Annotated in this window: 13 protein-coding genes and 1 pseudogene; 7 read left to right on the top strand and 7 right to left on the bottom strand. The window is 64.9% G+C overall.

The genetic code is table 11. The features are described 5' to 3' along the window. Positions 1 to 184 (bottom strand): annotated as a pseudogene (locus ABIV12_RS08150) (threonine/serine exporter family protein); the annotation flags it as partial. A gap of 103 nt (positions 185 to 287) precedes the next feature. Between ABIV12_RS08150 and ABIV12_RS08145 the strand changes: the two are divergent. The 5 genes from ABIV12_RS08145 (at position 288) to mgtE (ending at position 5,385) form a co-directional block, all read left to right on the top strand. Further along, positions 288 to 1,400, top strand: coding sequence for an MlaE family lipid ABC transporter permease subunit (locus tag ABIV12_RS08145; protein WP_348058096.1), 1,113 nt, complete (start codon positions 288 to 290; stop codon positions 1,398 to 1,400). After that, on the top strand, positions 1,397 to 2,242 hold the full coding sequence (locus ABIV12_RS08140; protein ID WP_348058094.1) for an ATP-binding cassette domain-containing protein: 846 nt from the start codon (positions 1,397 to 1,399) through the stop codon (positions 2,240 to 2,242). Before ABIV12_RS08145 ends, ABIV12_RS08140 begins: the two co-directional genes overlap by 4 nt. Before the next feature lie 3 nt (positions 2,243 to 2,245). Beyond that, complete coding sequence (locus ABIV12_RS08135) at positions 2,246 to 3,190, top strand: MlaD family protein (protein ID WP_348058092.1); 945 nt, start codon at positions 2,246 to 2,248, stop codon at positions 3,188 to 3,190. After that, a complete protein-coding gene (locus ABIV12_RS08130; protein WP_348058090.1) occupies positions 3,187 to 3,822 on the top strand; it encodes an ABC-type transport auxiliary lipoprotein family protein in 636 nt (211 codons plus the stop codon). The genes ABIV12_RS08135 and ABIV12_RS08130 overlap by 4 nt, the downstream gene beginning before the upstream one ends. A gap of 120 nt (positions 3,823 to 3,942) precedes the next feature. Then, positions 3,943 to 5,385, top strand: coding sequence for a magnesium transporter (mgtE, locus tag ABIV12_RS08125; protein ID WP_348058088.1), 1,443 nt, complete (start codon positions 3,943 to 3,945; stop codon positions 5,383 to 5,385). Between the two features lie 194 nt (positions 5,386 to 5,579). On the opposite strand, the gene ABIV12_RS08120 is transcribed toward mgtE, so the two are convergent. The 3 genes from ABIV12_RS08120 to ABIV12_RS08110 form a co-directional block, all read right to left on the bottom strand. Continuing rightward, a complete protein-coding gene (locus ABIV12_RS08120; protein WP_348058086.1) occupies positions 5,580 to 6,287 on the bottom strand; it encodes an alpha-ketoglutarate-dependent dioxygenase AlkB in 708 nt (235 codons plus the stop codon). A gap of 67 nt (positions 6,288 to 6,354) precedes the next feature. Further along, positions 6,355 to 15,675: a hypothetical protein gene (locus tag ABIV12_RS08115; RefSeq protein WP_348058084.1), complete on the bottom strand. Its 9,321-nt coding sequence runs from the start codon at positions 15,673 to 15,675 to the stop codon at positions 6,355 to 6,357. Positions 15,676 to 16,026: 351 nt separating this feature from the next. Next, a complete protein-coding gene (locus tag ABIV12_RS08110; RefSeq protein ID WP_348058082.1) occupies positions 16,027 to 17,421 on the bottom strand; it encodes an amidase in 1,395 nt (464 codons plus the stop codon). Between the two features lie 128 nt (positions 17,422 to 17,549). Here ABIV12_RS08110 and ABIV12_RS08105 point away from each other — a divergent pair, with 128 nt between their 5' ends. Beyond that, on the top strand, positions 17,550 to 19,187 hold the full coding sequence (locus ABIV12_RS08105; RefSeq protein ID WP_348058081.1) for an electron transfer flavoprotein-ubiquinone oxidoreductase: 1,638 nt from the start codon (positions 17,550 to 17,552) through the stop codon (positions 19,185 to 19,187). 117 nt (positions 19,188 to 19,304) lie between these two features. Here ABIV12_RS08105 and ABIV12_RS08100 read toward each other — a convergent pair whose 3' ends face one another. The 3 genes from ABIV12_RS08100 to ABIV12_RS08090 all read right to left on the bottom strand — a co-directional run bounded on the left by ABIV12_RS08100 (position 19,305) and on the right by ABIV12_RS08090 (position 22,451). Continuing rightward, a complete protein-coding gene (locus ABIV12_RS08100) occupies positions 19,305 to 20,654 on the bottom strand; it encodes a hypothetical protein (RefSeq protein WP_348058079.1) in 1,350 nt (449 codons plus the stop codon). Next, positions 20,651 to 20,965 (bottom strand): hypothetical protein, encoded by a 315-nt coding sequence (locus tag ABIV12_RS08095; RefSeq protein WP_348058077.1) that lies wholly within the window; start codon positions 20,963 to 20,965, stop codon positions 20,651 to 20,653. The genes ABIV12_RS08100 and ABIV12_RS08095 overlap by 4 nt, the downstream gene beginning before the upstream one ends. A 256-nt stretch (positions 20,966 to 21,221) precedes the next feature. Next, positions 21,222 to 22,451, bottom strand: a complete 1,230-nt coding sequence (locus ABIV12_RS08090; protein ID WP_348058075.1) for a diguanylate cyclase — start codon at positions 22,449 to 22,451, stop codon at positions 21,222 to 21,224. A 141-nt stretch (positions 22,452 to 22,592) separates the two neighbouring features. Between ABIV12_RS08090 and ABIV12_RS08085 the strand changes: the two genes are divergently transcribed. Next, the coding region (locus ABIV12_RS08085; protein WP_348058074.1) for a hypothetical protein at positions 22,593 to 23,321 on the top strand (729 nt) is incomplete at its 3' end.

Genomic DNA, 23,321 nt, shown 5'->3' with positions numbered 1-23,321 from the left:
TCGGGGTCGACAGGACGTTGCACACCAGCCCGAGCCGCAGGCTCACCAGGTTGATCACATCCTCGAGGCGCGGCGCGGTCGTGCCGTATTCGTGCAATCTGCGCGACAGCTCGACCACGAAGCCGATCCGCGTTTTCAGGGACGCATCCGCGCCGATCCGGTTTTCTGCTGCAGCGATGCTCATGGCCGCAATGATGCCGTGGTTTGCCCCTCGGAAGTGAACGCCACTTCAGCTGCGTGCGGGGTCGCGCTATCCGCACGGCGGAGGCGCCTGTTAGCCTTGCCCGATGACGTCTGCGCAAAATCAATCGGCCGGCAGCGCCTCGCTGCAGAACGACCGCATCGTGGCGAGCGGCGACTGGACGCTGGCCGGTGCCGCGGCGCTGTCGGACCAGGTCGCCACGCTGAAGCGCCAGGCGCCAGACGGCGCTGCGATCGACGTGAGCGGCCTTGGCCGGGTGGATACGGCCGGTGCCGAATTGCTGCTCGATCTTGCCGGATCCCATCCGATCGACGGACTCGACGGCCATCGTCGTGCGCTGTTCGATGCCGTCGCGAAGGCGCAGCAGCAGCCGGCTGCGACCGCACGAACGGACACCGGAATCGTCGAGCTGCTCGCCCGAACCGGCGCTGCGGTCGAGAAAATCGCCGACGACGCGTACCAGCTGCTCGGCTTTATCGGACTTCTGCTTGCCACGCTTGCACGCTGCGTGGTCGACCCGCGACGCTGGCGCATCACCTCGCTCGCATTTCACCTCGAGCAAACCGGCCTCGATGCGGTACCAATCGTCGTGCTGCTGAATTTTCTGGTCGGCGCCGTGGTCGCGTTCCTCGGCGCAACCGTGCTGCGCGACTTCGGTGCTAGCATCTTCACCGTCGAGCTGATCGGCTACTCGTTCCTGCGCGAGTTCGGCGTGCTGCTCACAGCGATCCTGATCGCGGGCCGCTCCGGCAGCGCGTTCACCGCGCAGATCGGCTCGATGAAATCGCGCGAGGAAGTCGACGCGATCCGCACGCTGGGCCTGGATCCGGTCGAAGTGCTGGTGATGCCGCGCCTGCTCGCGCTGCTGATCGCGATGCCGGCGCTGACGTTCCTTGCGATGCTGTCCGGAATCCTCGGCGGGGCGGCGGTGTGCGCCTTCGCGCTCGACATCTCTCCAAACATGTTCGTCGCCCGCTTCCACGATCTCGCCGCAACCCGGCATTTCTGGGTCGGCATGAGCAAGGCACCGATCTTCGCGTTCCTGATCGCCGCAATCGGATGCCTCGAAGGCTTCAAGGTCTCGGGCAGCGCCGAATCGGTCGGAACGCACACGACATCGAGCGTGGTGCAATCGATCTTTGTCGCGATCCTCGTCGATGCGCTCGCCGCGATCTTCTACATGGAGATCAACGTATGACGCAGGGTGCGACTGGCGCGAATTCCGGCGAGCCGCGCGAAGTGGTGATCGAGGTCGACGGCCTGCGCAACCAGTTTGGCGAGCAGGTCGTCCACGACGGCCTCGATCTCACCGTCCATCGCGGCGAGATCGTCGGCGTGGTCGGTGGATCGGGCAGCGGCAAGTCGGTGCTGCTGCGCTCGATCATCGGATTGAATCGACCGACCGCCGGCAGCGTGAAACTGCTCGGCGAGGAAATGACCACCGTGTCGGATGTGCGCCGCGCCGCAGTGGAGAGACGCTGCGGCGTGCTGTTCCAGAATGGCGCACTGTTTTCGTCGCTGACCGTCGCAGACAACGTCATGGTGCCGATGCGTGAGCACTTCGACTTGCCGTTGCCGTTGATGGCACGACTCGCTGCATTGAAGATCGCCCTCGCCGGCCTGCCCGCCGATGCCGGCGCCAAGTTTCCAGCGGAACTTTCGGGCGGCATGGTGAAACGCGCCGCGTTGTCGCGTGCGATCGCACTCGACCCGGACATTCTCTTTCTCGACGAGCCGACTGCAGGTCTCGATCCGATCGGCGCCGCTGCGTTCGACCAGTTGATCCTGACCCTGCGCGAAAGCCTCGGACTGACCGTGTTCCTGATCACCCACGATCTCGATACGCTCTACACCATCTGCGATCGCGTGGCCGTGGTCTCGCAGAAACGCATCCTCGTCGTCGATACCCTCGACAAGGTCGAACGGTTCGACGATCCGTGGGTGCACGACTATTTCCAGGGCCCGCGCGGGCGTTCCGCCGAACGTGCCGTGTCCTCCGCCCGAACTTCTGCGGCTGCGGCCGCTGCCAACAGGATCTGACCGATGGAAACCCGCGCACACCACGTCCTCATCGGCGCGTTCACGATCGGCGTGTTCCTGCTTGCACTCGCCTTCGTGCTGTGGATGTCGAAGTCGAGCGTCGACCATCGCTTCAACGACTACGACATCGTGTTCACCGAAGCGGTCTCCGGACTGACGACCGGGGGTCTCGTGCAATACAACGGCATCAAGGTCGGCGAAGTGCGCCAGCTGTCGCTCGCGCCGGACGATCCACGCAAGGTGATCGCACGCGTGCGCATCGATGCGGCGGCGCCGGTCAAGCAGGACACGCGCGCGAAGCTCGGCCTACAAGGGGTGACCGGCCTTGCCTACATCCAGCTTTCCGGCGGTGCGCCGACCAGTCCGCCGCTGTTGCCGACGCGCGAATTTCCGGTGCCGCAGATTCCGTCGGAAGTGTCCGCATTGTCGAAACTGATGGCGTCCGGATCGGACATCATGCTGAGCGCCAACGATGTCCTGATCCGCATGAACAAGATCCTTTCCGACGAGAACGTCCGGCATATTTCCGACATGCTCGAACATGCCGACCAGCTGAGCGGAACGCTCGCCGAGGAACGTGGCGACATCTCCACCGCGCTGCGCCAACTGTCGGAAGCCACCGGCCAGTTGAAGAAGACGCTGTCCACGCTCGACTCGATGGCCACCAACACCAACACGCTGATCCGCGACGATGCGCGCGCCACCCTGGCGTCGGTGCGCAACGCCCTCGATGCGGTCGACAAGGTCGCCGGATCCACCGGCGCGCTGGTCGAGGACAATCGCGCAGCGATCAACAGCTTCAGCAACCAGGGCCTGCGCCAGATCGGCCCGACCGTGCTCGACCTGCGAGAGACGTTGCGCTCGCTCAAACAGCTGAGCGACAAGCTCGGTGCATCCGACAGCCTGCTGCTAGGCCGCGACCAGCCCAAGGAGTTCCAGTCGAAATGAAGCGCACCCGTTTCCTTGTGCCCGTGCTCGTCACGCTGCTGACCACTGCGTGCTCCTCGCTGCTCAACGTGCAGCGCACGCCGTTCACGGTGTATGCGCCGCAGGTCGCACCGCTCACTGCGTCCACCGAACCACCCGTGGACTGGCAACTGGTGATCGAAACGCCGCTCGCCAGCGACACGCTCGACAGCGCACGCATCGCGGTGATGCCGACGCCCGGCGTGCTCGAGGTGTTCCCCGCCGCGCGCTGGCGCGACTCGGCACCGGCAATGCTGCGCGGGTTGATCGTGCTGGGTTTCGAAACGTCGCACCGCATTGTCGGCGTCGGAAGTTCGGCGTCGGGACTGCGCGGGGATTACTCATTGGCCATCGAGCTGCACGATTTCCAACTGGAGATCCGCGACGGCAGCGCGCACGCGGCCGTGCGGCTGCAGGCGCGTTTGCTCGACTACACCACCAACCGTGTCCTCGCGACCAGGGCGTTCGCGCAGGAAGCGCCCGCGGCGGGAACCGATGCCGCCAGCGCATTCGTCGCCTTCCAGGCGTCGCTCAATGCGCTCATTCCAGAACTGGTTGACTGGACCCTGCACGAGGGGTCGATGGCGCGGTCGCGATCCGCACCGCGCACCTGAGTTCCCGCGGACGCGCGAAGCGGCGACAATGACGGCCGCGGGCGTCGCAGCGTCGTCCGTCTTCCTCCCGCCCCGGCCGATTGCCGGCGGGTATTCCAGCGTCGCCAGCCGGCCGGATCCATGAGCGAAGTCGACACCCGCAAGCCGCATAGCCACTTGCAGAGCCAGCTCGCGCGGGTGACGGAACTGCTGCGTCGCCAGCACCTGGTCGAGGATCTCGCCCACCGCCAGCACGGCGACCATCACGACCTGGTCGACAGCCTGGTGCATCGGCAGCACGTGGCGGAACTGCAGCGCGAGGTCGACGGACTGCATCCGGCCGACATCGCCTACATCCTCGAAGCGCTGCCGACCGACGAACGACTGGAGATCTGGACCCTTGTCAAGGCCGATCGCGACGGCGAGATCCTGCTCGAAGTGTCCGACTCGGTGCGCGAATCGCTGCTCGCCGACATGGATCGCCCGGAAATGCTCGCGGCGGCCGAGCAGCTCGACGCGGAAGAACTTGCGGATCTCGCCGAGGATCTTCCAGACGATGTGCTGCAGGAACTGATGCATCGGCTCGACGCCGACCAGCGCGAGCGCGTGCAGTCCGCGATGTCATGGGACGAGGATCAGGTCGGCGCGCTGATGGATTTCGACATGGTGACGATCCGCGAGGACGTCACGCTGGAAACGGTGCTGCGATACCTGCGCCGGTTGAAGGAACTGCCCGAGCACACCGACAAACTGTTTGTGGTCAATCACGACACGCTGCTGACCGGCGTGTTGCCGATCCGCTTGCTGCTGGTGAACGATCCGGCCAAGGACGTCAGCGAAGTGATGGCTGCGGACGCGAACACGTTTCATCCGGACGACGATGTTGCCGAAACCGCGCAGGCATTCGAACGCTATGACCTGGTCACCGCGCCAGTAGTCGACTCCAGCGGCCGACTGATCGGACGCCTGACGATCGACGCGATGGTCGACGTGATCCGCGAAGAGAGCGATGCGGAAGTGCGCGAACGCTTCGGTCTGCGCGAAGACGAAGACATCTTTGCCTCGGTGTGGAAGTCACTGCGCAACCGCTGGGCGTGGCTGGCAATCAACCTCGTCACCGCATTCATTGCATCGCGCGTGATCGGCCTGTTCGAGGGGTCGATCCAGAAACTCGTCGCGCTCGCCGCGCTGATGCCGATCGTCGCCGGCATCGGCGGCAACTCGGGCAACCAGACCATCACGATGATCGTGCGCGCACTCGCGCTCGATCAGATCAGCCCGACCAGCGGCAAGAGGCTGCTGCGCAAGGAACTCGGGGTCGCACTGGTCAACGGCGTGATCTGGGGCGGCGTGATCGGCCTGGTTGCATGGCTGCTCTATCGCAACCTCGCGCTCGGCCTCGTGATGACTGCGGCGATGACGCTGAACCTGTTGCTTGCCGCGCTGATGGGCGTACTGATTCCAATGTCGCTGATCAAGCTCGGTCGCGATCCCGCGATGGGCGCGAGCGTGATGATCACTGCGCTCACCGACAGCGGCGGGTTCTTCATCTTCCTCGGGCTGGCGACGATCTTCCTGGTGTGATCGTTCCTCGCGTCGCTGTTTCTTCGCGTGCGTATCCGACAAAGGAAGAGCGTCAATTTCAAACGACTCGGAGGCGGACGCTGAACGTCCTTCGCCATCATGTTCCCGTGTCGTTCGTTGTCAAAGCGCTTGCGGTTTCCCATTGTCGCCCGACCGTTGTGGACGCGGCGCTTGGGGCGTCGCGGCGCTGCCAATCACCGAGGCGTCGCGCCCTTACCGATCATCCGAAACGTCAGGTTGATGCGCGCGTCCGTGACGCGCAAACGCTTCGGCAGTGCGTGCTGATAGAGGGTTTGGGTGTCGCCTCCCATCAGCAACACACTGCCGTGGGCGAGCTCGATCGACAGTGCGGGTTCGCGTGTCGCGCACGCGCGCATCCGAAATGTCCGCTGCGCACCGAAGCTGAGCGACGCAATCAGCGGTTGTGATCCAAGCTCCGGTTCGTCGTCGCTGTGCCAGCCCATTGAATCGCGCCCGTCGCGATACAGATTGGCGAGGACACTGTTGAAGTGGAAGCCAAGTCGTTCGCAAAGATCGTCACGCAAGGTCGCAACGTGCGGTGTCCAAGGACGTGGAACGAATCGCGTGCGGGAATAGGTGTACACCGCGTCGGCATCGCCCATCCAGCATGACAGGCGTGGCGCCGCCACGTCACGACCGAACAACGAGAGATGGTGTTGCTCCCAGTCGATCTCGTGCATCAACACGTGCATCGATCGCGTCGCAGCAACGCGCGGATGAAACGCGGGCGAATAACGCACATCCGCGCCGGCGATCGTAAGAGACGGTAGCCGGAAATGGAGCGACTGTTTGTTCGCGACGGAAGGCAACTCGATACTGGCCCGTTCGAAGAGGTCGCCGCAGCCTACCGGCTTGCGACGATCATCGGCAACGATTGTCATCCATGCCTGCGACGGCGTGCATGGAGCCCCCAAGCGCGATCCGTTTCCGATCGCGCTTGGGGTGCTTTCAACGACTGCGCATTGCGCGCGGAGCGGCAACCAGCACCAGCAACGCGGCCAGCAGCATCAGCATCCAGCGTGCGTCGACGGGCACTGGCGTTTGCGTGATGGCCGGGGGACCGCCGATGACGGCAGTGGTCGCGACGCTCGCGTTGTTGTCGGGCGTCGGATCCGGGATGGTTGCGGAATTCACGCTCGCAATGTTGGTCACTGTGCCGGTGAAGCCGGCGTCGATCGTGTACCGGACGGTCACGACGGTGCTTGCACCGCTCGCCAACGCTCCCAACGCACACGGGAAGCCGCCGGCGCACGGAGCACTTGCCGACACATACGTGAGGCCTGCGGGTGTCGGATCGGTGAGCACCGCATCGGGAACTGCATCCGGCCCCTGATTCGCGATCGTGATGCTGTAGCCGATCGTCGAGCCTGCGGTGGCGTTCGCCGGTCCGCTCTTCGTCACGCGCAGGTCGGCGGAGATGCCGGCGACCGGAATGACCGTCGATGTCACCGTACTGACATTGTTGATGTCGACCGGGTCGGGGGTGTCGCTGCCGATTGTCGCGGTATTGGCGATCGTACCCATGGCGTCAAGCGAAACTGAGAACGTGATCATCACAATGGTGCTTCCGCCCGACACGATGTCGCCGAGAACACACGGGAATCCGGCCGCGCAGGGTGTGGACGCCGACACAAACGTCAGGCCCGCTGGCGTCGGATCGTTGAGGACCGCGTTGATCGCAGTGTCGGGTCCCGCGTTGGTGACGGTCAGCGTGTAGGTGACATTGGCACCGGGGGATACGCTGGCCGGACCCAGTTTCTGCACCGAAAGATTGGCACTGCTCGCACCGATCGCGGTGGTCACCGTGGAGCTGTTGTTGTCGGTGTCCGGATCGTTGACGCCGGCCGGCGGATCGATCGACGCGGTGTTGGTGAGCGTCAGCGGGCCCGTGCCTGCAGTGCCGGTGATCGTGATCACCACGCCGCCGCCACTGGGCAGCGATCCGACCGTACCGCTGACTGTGTTGCCCGTCACCACTGGTTGCGTGCTGCACGACGCGCCACCGGACGCGCCGCCGCAGCTGGCGCTGATCGCGGTGATGCCGCTCGGCACGTTGTCGGTGTAGGTGGCGCCGTTGGCCGGACTCGGACCGTTGTTGACGATCGCAAGCTGGTAGCTGATCGACGCGCCCGCTGCCACCGTTGCAGGGCCCGATTTCACGATCGACACATCCGCGCTGCCTGCACCCACGCCGGTCTGCGCCGACGACTGGTTGTCGGTGGTGTCCGGATCGGGCGTGTCGCTGGTCACGCTGGCGGTGTTGGTGATCGGATTCGCGCCGGTGTAATTTGCTGGCACCGCGTAGGTCGTGGTGATGGTCGCGCTCGCGCCGTTTGCGAGTGCGGCGATCGAACACGGGTACGCCGTCACGCAGGCACCGGAGTTGCCGACGAACGTCAGCCCCGCCGGGGTCGGATCCGAGACGATCACGTTGGTCGCATCACTCGGACCGTTGTTGGTGATGACCACCGCGTACACCACGTTATTGCCCGGCGTGACGCTCGCAGGTCCGCTTTTGTCGACCGCCAGATTCGCCAGCGGGCTGCCATTGAGTGGCGCACTCCCGCTGTTGTTGGTGGTGTTCGGATCCGGTTGATCGGACGCGCTCACGCTTGCCGTGTTCACCATCGCTCCGGCCTCGGTGACCGTGGCGACCACCGTCAGCGTTGCGCTCGAGGTCGGGCCGGCTGCGCTCAGCGAGCCCACCGTCCAGATCCCGTTCGCGGCGACATAGGTGCCTTGCGAAGCGACCGACGAGACGTATGCGAGACCAGCGGGCAGCTGATCTGTCAGCGCGACGTTGGTTGCCGCCGACGGACCGTTGTTGTGCACCGTCACCGTGAAGGTCACCGTATCGCCGACGTCGGGTGTCGCGTTGTCGATCGTCTTGGTGACCGCCAGATCCGCCTGTTGCCCGTTCAGCGTCGTACCGGCCTGGTTGTTCGCACCGACCGGATCGAACTGGTCTTCGTGCGTCAGCGTGGCGGTGTTGGTGATTGAACCGGCGGCCGTGACATCGACCGTGATCGTCAGCGTGGCACTGGCGCCGTTCGCCAGCGCACCGATGGTCCACACGCCACCGACCGGGTCATACGCGCCCTGCGATGGCAGCGCATTGACGAACGTGGTGCCGGTCGGCAGGTGGTCTGTGGCCTCGATGCCGGTTGCATCGTTCGGGCCGTGGTTCGTCACGGTCAGCGTGTAGGTCACCGAGTCGCCGACGTTGGGCCCGGAGTTGTCCACGCTCTTGGCGATGCCGATGTCCGCCGTCGCACCCGCACCGACCGACGCACCGGCGTTGTTGTTGCTGGTGTCCGGATCGGGCTGGTCGGCCGCACTCACCGCGACTGTGTTGGTCCGGCTGCCTGGCAGATCAACCGATGCGGTGATCGTCAACGTCACGCTGTCGCCATTGGCGATGGCACCGATCGTCCACAGACCCGAGGCGCTGGTGTACGTGCCCTGGGACGGTGTTGCCGAGACAAAGCCGAGACCGACCGGCAGGCTGTCGGTGACCGCGACGCCACTGGCATCGTTCGGACCGTTGTTGGTCGCGGTGATCGTGAACACCACCGTGTCACCGACATTCGGCGCCGCGTTGTTCACCGTCTTGATCAGAGCAATATCCGCCGCACCACCAATCGTCGTGCTCGCGCTCGACGTGTTGTTGGCAACGTTCGGATCGGCAACGCCAGTCGGCGCAGTGACTGTCGCGGTGTTGTTGACCGTCTGCGTGCCAAACGGCGCGTTGCCGCTGATCGTGATCGTCACAGAGCCGCCGGATGGCAGAGCCGGCACGCTGCCCGACACCGTGTTGCCGGTAACGCCGGGGTTCGCGCACGCCGCACCACCGAGAGGTGAACCGCACGTCGCGATCACGCCGGTGATGCCGGCTGGCACGGTGTCGCTGTAGGTCGCGCCATCGGCCGCACTCGGGCCGGCGTTGGCGATCAGCAAGGTGTAGCTGATCGGCGCTCCCGACTCCACGGTGGCCGGGCCGGTCTTGACGATCGACAGATCCGCCGACGCCGCAACGGTCGTGCTGACGGTCGAGCTGTTGTCGGTCGGGTCGGGATCGGTGACACCGGTCGGCGGAACCGCGCTGGCTGTATTGGACAGACTGGTTCCGTTCGGCGGCGCGATGCCGCTGATCGTGAAGGTCACGCTGCCGGCACTCGGCAAGGTGGTGATCGTGCTCGTCACGGTGTTGCCGGCGACGTTGACTGCGCCGCACGCAGCACCTGTCGTCGGCGAGCCGCAGGTCGCACTCACGCCGGTGATCGACGTTGGCACCACGTCGGTGAACGTCGTCCCGTTCGCCGCACTCTGGCCTGCATTCGTCACCACGACGCTGTAGCTGATCGCACTGCCTGCGACCACGCTGGCCGGACCGTTCTTGACGACGCCGATGTTGGCCGTCGGCACCAGCGTATCAATGTCGGTCGCACTGTTGTTGCCGGGAGTGGGATCCGTCGTACCAGCCGGAGCCGCCACCGTCGCTGTGTTGGTCAGCGTGCCGGTTGCGGTCGCGCTGATCGTGCCGGTCAGCGTAAAGGTCGCCGTGCCATTCGCCGGAATCGTCACGGTGGCGTTGATGCTGCCCGTACCGCTTGCAGGCCCGGACGCGCCGGCGCTGTACACCGCCGTCCACGTCGCACCGGTGATCGACGCCGGCAACGTATCCGCCACCGTGGCGCCTGTCGCGGTGCTTGGACCGGCGTTCGTCGCAACGATCGTGTACGTGATCGCCGTCCCGGGAATCGCGGTCGTCGCATTGTCGGTCTTGGTGATTGACAGATCGGAACTCGCGACCGGCGTGATGACCACGCTCGAGCTGTTGTTGGCCGGATTCGGATCGGGCTGACCCGCCGCGCTGACTGCCGCCGTGTTGGTGAATCCGCTGTCGGTATTGACCGTCGCGACGATGGTCAACGTGGCCGTCGCTCCCGCTCCGGTTGCCGCGAGGTTGCCAACGGTCCAGATGCCGGTGCCGTTCGCATACGTACCCTGCGACGTCGTCGAGGAGACGTACGCCAGGCCTGCCGGAAGCACGTCGGTGATCGCGACACCGGTCGCGTTGCTCGGACCGTTGTTCGTCGCGGTGATTGTGAAGGTCACCGTGTCGCCGCGTATCGGATTCGCATCGTTCACGGTTTTGACGACCTGCAGGTCGGCCGACTGGCCGTTGATCGTCGCGCCACCACTGTTGTTCGCGGTGTTCGGGTCGAACTGGTTCGATGCGCTCACCGATGCCGTGTTGGTGATGTCACCCGGCAGTGTGGTCGTGGCGACCAGCGTCAATGTCTGCGAGGTGCCCTGCCCAACCGCGCCGACTGCCCACAGTCCCGTGACGTCGTCATATGTGCCCTGCGAGGGAGTTGCCGAGACGAAGTTGAGGCCCAGCGGCAACGGGTCGCTGATGACAACGCCGGTCGCATCGTTCGGTCCTGCATTGGTCAGGGTGATCGTGAAAGTGACATTGGTGCCGAGATTCGGCACTGCGTTGTCGACGGTCTTCTGCACCTGCAGGTCGGCTGACGGCTGGCCGTTGATGATCGCCGATGCCGAATTGTTGCTGGTATCGGGATCGAACTGGTCACCCGCGGTTTTGATCGCGGTGTTGGTGAGGGCGCCGGTGACGAGAACCTTCGCGGTGACCTGCAACGTTGCGCTGCTGCCGTTGATGAGTGCACCCACGGTCCACAAACCGGTGGAGGACGTGAACGTGCCTTGCGACGGCGTCGCCGAGACGAACGCGAGACCCGACGGCAAGGCGTCGGTGATCGCGACGCCGGTGGCGTTGTTCGGACCATTGTTGGTCGCGGTGATCGTGAAGATCACGTTCTGTCCGACGTTCGGCGTCGCGTTGTCGACGGTCTTGGTCACCGCGATATCCGCCGAGGCCGCGACCGGAACGGTCACCGTGCCAGTGCATCGCGCGGGTGGTGTTGCGAGGGAGCACGTTGGATCGCCCCCGCCGGTCGCGGTCGCTGCGTTGCTCGCGTTCGTCGCGGACGCGGCAACGTCGACTGTGAGCGTCAGCGTCGCTATCGCGTTTGGAGCGAGCGTGCCGCTGAACGTGCAGCTGAGTGTTGTCGTACCCGTGCAGGTCCAGTTGCTCCCCGCGAAACCCGCCAGCGTGATACCGGTCGGCAACGTGTCGGCGACGGTGATGGGGTCATTGCTGGTGCCTGTGCCCGTGTTCTTCACGGTGATCGTGTACTCGGCCGGCTGGCCAACCACGAACGGGTTCGGCGTCGCCGTCTTCGTCACCGTCAACTGTGCCGGCAGCAACGTGGTCGCGACGGTACTTGTGTTGTTCGCCGGGGTGGGGTCGGTGGTGCCCGCGGGCGGATTGGCAGTCGCCGTGTTGGAGATCGACGCTCCAGTCAGCGGCGCAGTGCCATTGATGGTGAACGTGACGCTGCCGCCATTGGGCAACGTGGTGATCGTGCTCGTCACGGTGCTGCCGGCGACGTTGACGGCGCCGCATGCGGCACCTCCCGTCGGCGTGCCGCAGGTTGCCGTCACCGCAGTGATGCCGGCCGGCAGTGGATCGGAGAACGTGGCGCCATTCGCATTGCTCGGGCCACTGTTCGACACGACCACGGTGTAGCTGAGCGCACCACCCAGACCGACCGATGCGGGTCCGGTCTTCAACGCGACCACGTCGGCACTGGACGACGCCGTGTCCGTGTCGGTTGCGCTGTTGTCGGTGGTGACCGGATCGATCGTGCCGGCGGGCGGCGCGATGGTTGCGGTGTTGACCAGGTTACCGGTTGCCGCGGCACTGACGGTGCCGCCGACCGTGAAGGTCACTGTGGCGCCAACCGGCACGTTGACCGTGGCCGCGATGTTGCCGCTGCCATTGGCCGGACCTGTCGCGCCGCCCGCGTACGTCGCCGTCCACGTCGCGCCGGTGATTGCCGCCGGAATCGTGTCGGTCACTGTGGCGCCGGTGACGGCGCTCGGCCCTGCATTGCTGGCGACAAGCGTGTAACTGATCGCCGAACCGGGCGTGTAGGTTGCGCTGCCGTCGGTCTTGGTGATGCCGAGGTTTGCGGACGGATCGAGCGTGTCGGTGTCGGTTGCGCTGTTGTCGGCTGGGGTGGGATCGGTGGTGCCCGCCGGCGGTGCGATAGTCGCCGTGTTCGAGAGGCTACCTGTGGCGGTCGAACTCACCGTGCCACTGAGTGTGAATGTCGCTGTTGCGCCGACCGGAATGGTCACCGTCGCACTGATGTTGCCTGTGCCGGTCGCAGGACCGGTTGCACCGCCCGCGTATGCCGCAGTCCACGTCGCGCCGGTGATCGTCGCGGGGAGCGTGTCGGTGATGACCGCGCCGGTCGCGACGCTCGGGCCGGCATTGGTTGCGACGATCGTGTAGACGATCGCGCCTCCGGGAAGCGCTGTCGTGCTGCCATCGGTCTTGCTGATCGTGAGGTCCGCCTCACGCACCAGCGTATCGATGTCGGTTGCGGTGTTGTTGCTCGTGTCCGGATCCACAACGGAACCTGGCGTCACCAGCGTGGCGGTATTGGAAATCGTGCCTGTGGCTGCGGGCGAGATGAGAGCGTCGACCAAAAACGTGGCGGTACCGCCATTCAACAGCGACACCAGCGCGGAGATCGGCCCGCTCCCGCTCGCGGGGCAGCCTGATCCCGCACTTGCGGTGCATGTCCATGACGTGAAAGTGACGCCGGCCGGTGGATTGTCGACAACGTTTGCGCCAGCCACACTATTGGGACCCGCGTTGCTCGCAACGATCGTGTAGGTCACGCTGCTTCCTGCAATCGCCTGAACCCGGCCATCGGTTTTCGTGATCGCAAGGTTCGCTGTGCCGGTGGACGCGAGCGTCGCCGACACGGGGGAGAGATTGCTGACTCCTTGAGTGTTGGTCACCGCGCCCGCGGGAAGGGTGTTGATCAGATTGCCGGCAGCCATCGCGACGACGTTCAGCTTGATCAGGCACGCCGCATTGGCGCTGACCGTCGCGCCGGTGAGTTGCACCGATGTCGAACCCGCCACAGCGGTCAAGGTGCCACCGCTGCAACCCGGACCACTAAAGGTCGCAACGGGCGGCGTGGCGACGAGCATTCCCAACGGAAGACTGTCGGTGATGCCGACGCCTGTCAGGCTCACAGCACCCGGATTCGTGTTGAGGATTCCCACCGACAGGGTCGAGGTCCCTCCGATGACAACCGTATCCGGACTGAACCCCTTGCTCAGGCTCACCGAACTTGTCACTCGCGCGATAGTTGCGGTCGCCGCAGTCGTCGTGACGCCTTCCGTCGTCGTGACGGCATTCGCTGGAATCGTGTTCGTCGCGGTCCCCGCGCTCCCGCTAGGCGTTTTGACATCGACTTGAACGACGCATGACGTGCTGCTGGCTCCACCGCCCAATGCGCCGCCGCTCAGCGCAACGCTGTTCGACCCAGCAGTTGCGGTGACGGTACCGCCGCACGTGGTGCTCGCCGTCGGCGGCGTCGCGATGACGTGACCGGCCGGAAGTGTGTCGGTGACGCTCAATCCTGTCAGCGCGGACGCACCTGCGCGGCGTGTGAACGTGATCGTCAGGCGACTGTTCCCGCCAGCAAAAACGGTGCCCGGTGCAAAGCTTTTGGCGAGATCCAGCGCGCGCGCGATGTTGGCTGTGCCGGTGATGGGAAGCACATTGTTGCCTTGACTGGTGACCACCGCATTGGCAGCAATCGTATTGGTGCGCACTCCGGTCGGCGCATTCGGTCCGACCTGGACCGGCACGACGATGGTGCAGCTTCCGTTGGCAGGAATCACTCCCGAGGACATTGTGATCAGAGTGCCGCCGGCAGGTGCGTTGACGATGCCGCCGACGCACGTGGTCGACGCCGGTGGTGCAGCGGCAACCGTGAAGCCTGCACCCATCGTGGCGAGGTCATCGGTGAACGCGGTGATCGACGCGGGAGTTGCCGTGACGTTGGTCAACGTCACCGTCATGGTCATCACGCCGGTCTGCAGGAGCGCACCCGCAAACGACTTGCTGCCGACAATATTGCTCGGCGGGTTGACCGTGAGCGTTGCCGTGGACGACGGGTATTGGATGCCCGAAAAATTGCCGGCCGGAATGGTGTTGATCAGCCCGATCGGATTGAGCGTCGCGTTGGTGGCGGTGACGATGACGGTCAGCGTACAGGTGGTCGACCCGATACCGGCTGCCGCGGCCGCCAGGCTGCCGCCCGTGATACTGACGCTTCCGGCGGTGAAACTTGCCGTTCCTCCGACGCAGGTGGTGGCAGCCGGTCCGACCGCAGTCATGCCGGCCGGCAACGTGTCGGTCAATGTAATCGGGGCAAGCGCCGTCGCATTGAAATTGCGGAAGAAGATCGACAGCGTGGTTGTCCCGCCGGAGGTGATCGGACTGGGCGCGAATCCCTTGGACACTTGCGCGCCGGTCTGCACGCGCACGGTGTTGGAAAATAGCGCGTTCGTCACGCCCTGGTCGGAGGTCAATGCTCCAGCAGGGACCGTGTTGGTCGCATTGGCATCGAAAAACGACGTTGGATCTTTTGCAACGACGTCGACCGACAGCGTGCACGAGCCGCTGGCGGGGATGGTGGCGCCGCTGAGGCTGACGGATGTCGCTGTGCTTGCAGGCGTGCCAGGCACGCACGTCGTGCTGAGGTTGGGGATCGATGCCACGGCCAGCTGCGAAGGGAGAGTGTCGGTGATCGACACACCGGTCAGCGGCACCCCGTTGCTGTTGGGAAGCGTGATTGTGAGCGTGCTGACGGCGCCATTGCCATGCACGTTTCCGGGGTTGAACGCCTTGCTGCCCGCGACCGGGGCCAACGCCACGACGGTCAGGGTCGCTTGCGCATTTTGTGCATTGCTGCCCTGGGATGACGTCACTGCGCCGACGGGGACGGTGTTGATGTACGAACCGGACGTCGACGACACAACATCCACAACGATCACGCACTGGCCTGGTCCGCCTGCCGAAGCGGGAACGGTTCCGTTGGTGAGAGTGACGGAAGCGCCTCCAGCAACGGCGCCGACTGTCCCCGGAGCGCAGGTGGTGCTTGCATTGGGTGGAGTGGCGATGATCACACCGGGCGGCAAGGTATCCGTCAGCGTCGTTCCGGTCGCCGCCGTGGAGTTCGAATTCAGCAGCGAGATCGTCAGCGACGACACCTGGCCAGTTGACACCGCAATCGGATTGAAGCTCTTGTTGACCCCAACATCGGCGTGCGCGGCAAACGCAGCCAGCAGCGCAGGAAATGCGATCAACAAGCTCAATAGATGGGAGGCCGCTCGGCCTCCGCGTCGCGACAAGTCGCCATTCCGGCTGCAGTACCACGAACGCATGCGAATTCCCCTGATGGACATCGTTGTCAAAACGAACGCGCACGACAAAACATCGGAGGTCCTTGGAGACCCTCTGATATCCGTCCTGGAATGCCGCCGCGGGCCCCTGATGGCCGCGATGGATGCGCGCTATTGAGAACTATGCACTTGACATGCCGAAAAGCACAAGCACGAAGTTAATCCTCCAACAACTGCAAGATCTTACAGATTGACTCGTATCGAGGATTTATTACTTACGACCGCCGAGGGGACACGATCCCCCAACAGCAGACGAGATCACCCGCCGGCGGGGTAGCACGGCGTGGCGTCGAGTGTCGCGGCACAGATGCCGGCGAGCTCGAGCAGGCGAAGGTCGGAACCGGGAGCGCCAACAAGTTGAAGGCCTGCAGGCATGCCGTCAGGAAGGATTCCCATCGGCACGCTCACCGCAGGGCAACCGGCGAGGCTTGCAAAACTGGTGAGGTCGGCATCGCTCGCCCGCTCGCCGTCGGCCAGTGGATAGGAACCATGTGACACCGTCGGGAGAATCAGCACGTCGATCTCGGATGCCAAGCGGCGCGCCTTCAGCACCGCCGCATCGAGCACGCGGTCGGCGACCGCGTAGTCGACCGCCGATTTGCTGCGCGCAAAATCAAGCATCGCGCGGAGGCGCGGAGATACAGGGTGTTGCGTATCCGCGAGGTCGGCATGCAGCTCCGCGCCCAGTTCCGCCTCCATCACCAGCAAGGCAGCGCGGCGGGTACGCGCAAAATCGTAGTCGCTGAAATCCACCTCGACGCGATGGCCGAATGCGCCACCGACCCGCTCGATTGCGCTGTCGAACAGCGCGCGGACCTGCGGCGAAACGCCGATCGACGCAAGGTCACGCACGAACCCGGAGCGCAGGCGACCCGGCTCCCAGTCCGGCGGCGCGAGCGCGACGCGGCGCTTGCGCGAACGCGGATCGGCAGGATCGTGCGCGTCGAGCACCTGCAACACGATCGACAGGTCCTCGACCGAGCGGGCGAGGATTCCGATCGAATCGAGGCGCCGCGCCGCACGCACCATGCCGCGCGTCGAGATCCCGCCGTGCGTCGGCTTGAGCGCGTAGATGCCGCAGTGACTGGCGGGAATGCGCGCAGATCCGAGCGTGTCGCTGCCGAGCGCGAAACTCGCAAGACCTGCAGCCACCGCGGCGGCCGATCCTCCCGATGACCCGCCCGCGGTGTAACCGATGCGCAGCGGATTGTTCACGGCGCCGTAATGCGGGTTCGCGCTGAACGTGCCGAGCGCGCCTTCGTCGAGATTGGTCTTTCCGAGAATGACCGCACCAGCCGCCCGCAAGCGTGCGACCGCGCTCGCATCCGCGCTTGCAACACGATGTCGACGACCCGGGAGCCCGACCGTTGTCGGCAGCCCGACGACATCGAGATTGTCCTTGATTGCGACGACCAGCCCGTCAAGTCGGCCGATGGTGCGGCCCTCGCGGCGGCGGGCGTCGCTCGCCTGCGCCTGCTCGGCCGCGCTGTCGTCGAGCGCGAGAAATGCGTTGATCTCCCCGTTCCGGCGCGCCACGGCCGCAGAGCACGCAGCGGTCAGGCCAACGCTGTCGATGCGCCCGCTGGCCAGCCAGTGCAGTTGCTGGAATGCCGTCGCGCCGCGCAGTTCGTCGTCGTTGGAAGAGTCGGTCATGAGGAACACGGATGAAGGGTGGGACCCTCAAGTATGCCAGCGGTGCGCACACAGGTGCGCGCCGTTTGCCGCTACGGCTCCGAAGCCGGACAATCGGCGATTCCCATTGCATCCAGCCGGAGCCCGCCATGAGCGAACGCGACATCATGGAATACGACGTCGTCACCGTTGGCGCCGGGCCGGCCGGACTTGCGTTCGCGATTCGCCTCAAGCAACTGAAGCCTGACATTCGCGTGTGCGTGCTCGAAAAAGCGTCGACAGTTGGCGCGCAGATTCTCTCCGGCGCGGTGATCGAGCCCGAGCCGCTGAATGAACTCCTGCCGGAATGGGGTCGAAACCCACCGCCGGTGTGCGTGCCGGTCACGAAGGACGAGTTCTGGTTCATGCGCGATTCGACGCGTGCGTTCAAGTCGCCGGTGACGCCGCCGCAGATGCACAACCACGGCAACTTCATCGTGTCGCTCGGTGCGCTGTGCGCGTGGCTGGCGCCCCAAGCAGAAGCGCTTGGCGTCGAAATTTATCCAGGCTTTGCCGCAGCGGAAGCGCTGTTCGACGATGCCGGCGCCGTGTGCGGTGTGCGTGTCGGCGACATGGGCGTGGCGAAGGACGGCAGCCACAAAGCCGGCTACACGCAAGGCATCGACATCAAGGCACCGATCACCGTGTTCGCGGAGGGCTGTCGCGGCAGCGTGAGCAAACAGCTGATCGCAAGATTCGCACTCGACAAGAATGCCGATCCGCAGACCTACGGCATCGGCATCAAGGAACTGTGGCAGTTGCCAGCCGGACGCGTCGAAGCGGGCAAGGTGATGCACACGCTCGGCTGGCCGCTCAACACATCGACCTACGGCGGCAGCTTCATCTATCAGCTCGACCAGGATCGCGTGGCGATCGGCTTCGTGGTCGGCCTCGACTACGCCGATCCGCTGTTCCGTCCATGGGAAGCGTTCCAGCAGTTCAAGAATCACACGATGATCAAAGCGCTGCTCGATGGCGGAAGCATCGTGTCCGCAGGCGCGCGCGCGCTGGTCGAAGGTGGCTGGCAGTCGTTGCCGAAGATGGAGATGCCGGGCGCATTGCTGATTGGCGATGGCGCAGGACTGCTCAACGTGCCGAAGATCAAGGGCACGCACCAGGCGATGCGTTCGGGAATGCTCGCGGCCGAACATATCGCCGCGACAGAAACGTCGCAAGGCTACGACGCGAAACTGCGCGCGTCACCGGTGATGACGGAACTGAAAAAGGTGCGCAACATTCGCCCCGGTTTCAACAAGGGCCTTTGGGCGGGCCTCGCAAACGCAGGATGGGAAACTGCGACGGCAGGTCTGTCGCCGTGGACGCTGCGCAATCACGCGGACTGGTCTTCGCTGCACAAGATCGATGCGACCGAAGCCGCGACACGCAGCGATGCGAATGCGGTATCGCCCGAGCAACCTTCCTACGTCGATCGCACGCTCGCTCCGCGCGACCGCCTCGCCGGCGTCTATTTCGCCGCGACCGAACACGATGAAGACCAGCCCGTGCATTTGCACGTTGCCGACACCAGCATCTGCGTCAGCCGCTGCGCCGAGGAATACGGCAATCCGTGCCAGCGCTTCTGCCCCGCCGGCGTCTACGAAATCGTCGACGACGGCGCCGGAAAACGCCTGCAGATCAACGCCGCGAACTGCGTGCATTGCAAGACCTGCGACATCAAGGATCCGTACCAGATCATCACGTGGGTGACGCCGGAAGGCGGCAGCGGACCGAACTACCGGAACCTCTGAGTCACGGTGAGCCCGCGCATCAACGGGCGCTTCATCGCAAGCGGTCGACCGCCGTCGTCAAGCGACGATTGAATCCCACCGTTCCGCGGCGCGCATCGACGCCGCGGAACGCTGCACTCAGGGAACGTAGTCGATCGTGACGGTGATCGGCTCGGCGATCGGATCGACGCCTGTCGTGGCCGGTACATTGAGCGGCGCGGAATAGACAGTCCCCGCGAGTGGGGTCGTGTATGCACCACAGTTGCCCAACGCAGTGTTCGAGCGACTTGCCGGCGTCGGATTGTTCACGATCGTCGCCCCTGAGCGGGGAATATAGTAAAGCGTGTTCTGCACACCGAGCGCGAGCACACCGCCTGGATTGACAGTGGTGGTGGCGACGAGGGCCGGGCCACTGCAGTCGGCACTGATATAGGTCGCCGTGCCCGATCCTCCGACCGTACCGCCTGCATCGATCGTCATGATGTACGACTGCGGCGAAATCAACGCCACGCTGCCGCTGTAACCCAGCACATTGAGCGGATAGAGAGGCCTTGTCAGCGCGGTACTCAACGTGCCGTTGATCTTCACGCTGTACTTGCCGCTGCCGGCCGGGCCGGCAGGACCCTGCGCGCCAGTCGCACCCTGCAAACCCTGAGCGCCCGCCGGCCCTGCTGGGCCGATCGCTCCGGAAGGACCCTGCGAACCCGTCGCTCCGGTTGCACCGGGCGTTCCCTGAGGACCGGTCGGACCCACCAACCCCGGAGTGCCCTGCGGGCCCGGCGCACCCGGAGCACCTTGCGGACCCGTCGCACCCGCGGCGCCCTGGGCGCCTTCGGGTCCAGTCGCACCGATGGCTCCCGTCGCACCGATCGGCCCCGCGGCGCCAATGGGCCCTGTTGTTCCGATGGGTCCCGTCGCACCAATCGGTCCGGTCGCCCCGATGGGTCCCGTGGCGCCAATCGGACCTGCCGGACCAACGTCACCCGCTCCGCCTTGGGGGCCGGCTGGGCCGGCTGGACCGGCCGGTCCTGCATCACCCGCCGGACCCGCCGGTCCCGGAGCGCCAGCGGGACCTGCTGGGCCAGCTGCACCCTGTGGGCCTGCGGGACCCACATTGCCGTGCAGCGCGAACTGGGCGATGGGTGCGGTTGCGATCGGCTGGCGCGCGAGAACAGCGCCGTTGATGCTGACTTCGAGCCAGCTTTGCTGATCGTCGAACGCATCGACGAACGCAAGATTGATGCTGAAGAGTCCGTTGGTCACCGGCCACGCGGGCTCGGAAATGGTCGAACCGATCTGGGTTCCACCGGTCGCGGCGTCCCACAGCGAAAACGTCATCGCATATGGGCCGTTTGCGGGGTAGCCGTTCTGCTCAAGCTTGCCCTGGTAGTTGAACTCGGGCAGTTGCGGAACAGCGAAGGCGGCCTGCGAGATGGACGCACCGAGCGCCAATGCAAGCATGTGTATGACACAAAACTGGAATTTCATGGTTTGCAGGCCCCCGTACTGGTTTCGAATCCGGATCGGAACAATTTGTCGTCGGTCGACGGCACTGAAGTCAGGAAGCCCGACTCCAGAATGAACTCGCTGTTGCCCACGACCCCGAGCACTGGCTGCCCGACCACGGCGAACAACCTGTAGCAGTTGTCGAAAATGAAACCGCCGCCGTTCGAGACGACGCTCTGGCGCATGACGAAGACATCGCCAGCGGGCACCGTCGACGCGAAACCGGCGCCAAGCGCGGCGACAGCGAAGCACGCGGCAACACGCCGCCGCAACGCAACTGGGTGTGAATGCATGGTTTTCCCCTGGATCAAGAGCGGCGGTCGCCAACGATCAACGGGCAACATCCGCGGCGCGAGAATACCCGCTGCCCCGTCGCAATGCCAACAGCAGCGCGCCATGGATGGGAGGGGAAGGACACGAAGAAAAAGCAACAGCGGATGGGTCTACCGCAATCGATCCGGCTTCCCTGCACCTTCGTCCACTTCATCCTTTCGGGTTCTTCATGGTCTTCGTATTTCAGTCTCCTGGTCTGTTGCATTCGCCCGAACGTCACGCCGTCGCGCGAACAACCCGGTTGCGACCGTCGTGCTTTGCCTGGTAGAGCGCCTTGTCCGCGCGATTGATGAGGCCGCGCGGATCTTCCGCATGATTCCACTCGGCGACGCCGAAACTGGCGCTGACCGCGCCCACCGTCTCGAACGGATCGCCGGCGATCTTCGCGCGCACCGCCTCGGCGATCGCCATCGCGGCGTCGATGCGGGTCTCGCGCAGGAGCAGGATGAATTCTTCGCCACCGAAGCGCGCTGCGCAGTCCGAACTGCGCAGCACCTCGCGAACGCGAAGCGCGGTATGGCGCAAAACAATGTCGCCGCTGTCGTGGCCAAACGTATCGTTGATGCGCTTGAAGAAGTCGAGGTCGAAGATCACCACCGACAATCCCAGCTGGCGCGTGCGCGCCTCGGCCATCTCCGTCTCCAGTCGCTCGAAGAAGCGTCGACGATTGACAAGATCGGTGAGGAAATCCTTGGTCGCCAGCTCTTCGAGACGCACGTTGATCCGGGCCATCGGCGCAATCACCAGCCGGGTCAGCGCGACATTGAGGCCGATGAACATGAGGCCGAAGACCGCTGCAAGCGACCACATGAATGTGGTGAACGCACGCTTGGCCTTTTCCAGTGGATAGAGCATCGGCACGCGCACGAGCTGCATGCCGATCGTCTCGCCTTCCTTCCATCCGAAGCCGTTGTCGTCGCCGTACACCGCGCGCATCGTCGTCGGCGCGGCGTCTGGCGTGCTGTGACACACCAGGCATTGCACCTGGTGGATCGTGATCGGCCTCGCGACGTACATCGATTGCTCAATGCCGTCGCCGTGCACGCCGGTCAACTCCTTCAATCCGCCGTCCGCGCGAAACTGCTCGATCAACACGCGCTCCCACCCGCTCGCGCGGTCGCGCGGATTGGTCGGATTGAGTACCGACTCCTTGTAGTCGTATCCGGGGTAGCGATCACCGAGACGATGCAGGGTCTCGGTCGCTGCGAATGCCGGCACCGTCTGCGGCAGGAAACGCTCGGCGTTGAGCGGATCGAGGTGCGGCTTGATCTGGTCGGTCGTGTAACTGCGGATCGCGAGTGCGGTCTCCATCAGCACTTCGGAGTTGTGCCGCACTTCGTCCATCGCGTCGCCTTGCAGTTGCGCGTGGTAGTGCCAGCCGGCACCGAGGATGCCGACGACGAACACGACGATCAGGACGAGATTGAACAGGAGCCGAAGCTGCATTGAACATGACGCCGCGTCGCGGCGCCCTCCGTTGAGCGCCCCCCCGGCGCACTGCCATGGTCGCATGCCGCAACGCGGCCGGCACGCTGCGCAGCGTCGTCCGGATCGGCTACGCTCGACCTTTCAATCGACACAAAGCGCATGATCGCACCGATGATCGCCCTCGTTTCCGTCGCCGCGGCGCGCGATCTCGACGACGATCTGGCACCGTTGCGCGCCGCGTTTCACGATGCCGGCGCCGACGTCACGATCGTCGATTGGGACGATGCGAACATCGATTGGTCGCGCTTCGACGTCGCCTTGCTGCGCTCGACGTGGGACTACGTCGAGCGCCTACCGGAATTCCTCGGCTGGGCCGCGCGGGTGTCGCAACACACACGCCTGCTCAATCCGCAGGAAGTGCTGCGCTGGAATACCGACAAGCACTACCTCGCCGATCTCGCACGCGCAGGTATTGCGATCGTGGCGAGCACGTTCGTCGAGCCGGGCGCGGATGCACGCGTTTCGCTCGACGCATTCGTCGCCGGCACCGACGCCGGCGAGTTCGTGGTCAAACCGGGCGTCGGCGCCGGCTCGCGCGATGCGCAACGGCACAGCCGCTCAAAACTCGATGGCGCGCAAGCGCATGTCGCACGTCTGCTCGACGCCGGGCGGAGCGTGCTGCTGCAGCCGTACCTCGACCGTGTCGACCAGCACGGCGAAACCGCATTGATTCATTTCGATGGTGTGTTCAGTCATGCGATCCGCAAGGGTCCGCTGCTGCGTCCGGGCGACAGCCCGACCGACGCACTGTTCGCTGCAGAAGACATCACACCGCGGATCGCGAGCGAGGCCGAGCGCGCACTCGCGCTACGCGCTCTGGAAGCGATT

It is taken from the genome of Dokdonella sp., from assembly GCF_039926425.1.
GTDB lineage: Bacteria > Pseudomonadota > Gammaproteobacteria > Xanthomonadales > Rhodanobacteraceae > Dokdonella_A.
This window is presented reverse-complemented; position numbering and strand designations above follow the sequence as displayed.

Bases quoted from the DNA above. Each gene is read 5' to 3' on its own strand.
- mgtE (WP_348058088.1), top strand. From the start codon at position 3,943: ATGAGCGAAGTCGACACCCGCAAGCCGCATAGCCACTTGCAGAGCCAG.
- ABIV12_RS08100 (WP_348058079.1), bottom strand. From the start codon at position 20,654: ATGAAATTCCAGTTTTGTGTCATACACATGCTTGCATTGGCGCTCGGT.
- ABIV12_RS08130 (WP_348058090.1), top strand. From the start codon at position 3,187: ATGAAGCGCACCCGTTTCCTTGTGCCCGTGCTCGTCACGCTGCTGACC.
- ABIV12_RS08135 (WP_348058092.1), top strand. From the start codon at position 2,246: ATGGAAACCCGCGCACACCACGTCCTCATCGGCGCGTTCACGATCGGC.
- ABIV12_RS08140 (WP_348058094.1), top strand. From the start codon at position 1,397: ATGACGCAGGGTGCGACTGGCGCGAATTCCGGCGAGCCGCGCGAAGTG.
- ABIV12_RS08145 (WP_348058096.1), top strand. From the start codon at position 288: ATGACGTCTGCGCAAAATCAATCGGCCGGCAGCGCCTCGCTGCAGAAC.
- ABIV12_RS08105 (WP_348058081.1), top strand. From the start codon at position 17,550: ATGAGCGAACGCGACATCATGGAATACGACGTCGTCACCGTTGGCGCC.
- ABIV12_RS08090 (WP_348058075.1), bottom strand. From the start codon at position 22,451: ATGCAGCTTCGGCTCCTGTTCAATCTCGTCCTGATCGTCGTGTTCGTC.
- ABIV12_RS08110 (WP_348058082.1), bottom strand. From the start codon at position 17,421: ATGACCGACTCTTCCAACGACGACGAACTGCGCGGCGCGACGGCATTC.
- ABIV12_RS08120 (WP_348058086.1), bottom strand. From the start codon at position 6,287: ATGACAATCGTTGCCGATGATCGTCGCAAGCCGGTAGGCTGCGGCGAC.
- ABIV12_RS08095 (WP_348058077.1), bottom strand. From the start codon at position 20,965: ATGCATTCACACCCAGTTGCGTTGCGGCGGCGTGTTGCCGCGTGCTTC.